The organism is Nocardia sp. AB354, from assembly GCF_049538315.1.
GTDB classification, from domain to species: domain Bacteria; phylum Actinomycetota; class Actinomycetes; order Mycobacteriales; family Mycobacteriaceae; genus Nocardia; species Nocardia nova.
The window spans coordinates 1-1363 of sequence record NZ_JBMVFU010000064.1 but is presented as its reverse complement, the minus strand read 5'-3'; the positions used below and the strand labels follow the sequence as shown (position 1 = coordinate 1363).

The 1363-nt window shown below is 65.9% G+C and carries 1 protein-coding gene; it reads left to right on the top strand.

What is annotated here, in order from left to right; translation table 11 throughout:
• On the top strand, positions 1–1363 hold a 1363-nt coding region (gene adh, locus ACPCUW_RS35095), incomplete at both ends, for an aldehyde dehydrogenase (RefSeq protein ID WP_423429689.1).

Genomic DNA, 1363 nt, shown 5'->3' with positions numbered 1-1363 from the left:
CGGTCGTCGGCTGCCGATGTGGAGTTGGCGTTGGATGCCGCGCACGGCGCCGCCGACGCGTGGGGTGCGACCTCGGCCGCCGATCGCGCCAACATCTTGAACAAGATCGCCGATCGGATCGAGGCGAATCTCGACCAGCTCGCCGTCGCCGAAACCTGGGACAACGGCAAACCGGTCCGCGAAACCCTGGCCGCGGACCTGCCTTTGGCGGTCGATCACTTCCGCTACTTCGCCGGCGCCATCCGCGCCCAGGAAGGCGGTGTCAGCGAAATCGACGCCGACACCATCGCCTACCACTTCCACGAACCCCTCGGCGTGGTCGGCCAGATCATCCCGTGGAACTTCCCGATCCTGATGGCGACCTGGAAGCTGGCCCCGGCACTGGCCGCCGGCAACGCGGTCGTGCTCAAGCCCGCCGAGCAGACCCCGGCCTCGATCATGAAGGTCGTCGAGCTGATCGCCGATCTGCTCCCGCCGGGAGTTCTCAACGTGGTCAACGGTTTCGGCGTCGAAACCGGCAAGCCGCTGGCATCCAGCCCCCGCGTGGCCAAGGTCGCGTTCACCGGTGAAACCACCACCGGCCGGCTGATCATGCAGTACGCCAGCGAGAACATCATCCCCGTCACCCTCGAACTGGGCGGCAAGAGCCCCAACATCTTCCTGCCCGATGTGATGGCCGCCGACGACGCGTTCCTCGACAAAGCGGTCGAGGGCTTCGTGATGTTCGCCCTCAACCAGGGCGAGGTGTGCACCTGCCCCTCGCGCGCGCTGATCCACTCCTCCATCTACGACGAGTTCATGGCACGCTGCCTGGAACGGACCAAGGCCATCGTCAGCGGCAGCCCGCTCGACAGCGACACCATGATCGGCGCCCAGGCCAGCAACGACCAGTACGAAAAGATCCTGTCCTACATCGACATCGGCCGCAAAGAGGGCGCCGAGGTCCTCACCGGCGGCAGCCAGCGCAAGGTCGACGGCCTGCCGGGCGGGTTCTACGTCGAGCCCACCATCTTGAAGGGCACCAACGACATGCGGGTCTTCCAGGAGGAGATCTTCGGCCCCGTCGTCGCGGTCACCACCTTCGACTCGACCGAACAAGCCCTCGCGATCGCCAACGACACCCTCTACGGCCTCGGCGCCGGAGTGTGGAGCCGCGACGGCAACACCGCCTACCGGCTCGGCCGCGGCATCAAAGCCGGCCGGGTATGGACCAACTGCTACCACGCCTACCCCGCACACGCCGCCTTCGGCGGCTACAAGAAATCCGGCATCGGCCGCGAGAACCACCGCATGATGCTCGACCACTACCAGCAGACCAAGAACCTGCTGGTCAGCTACTCACCGAACAAACTCGGCTTCTTCT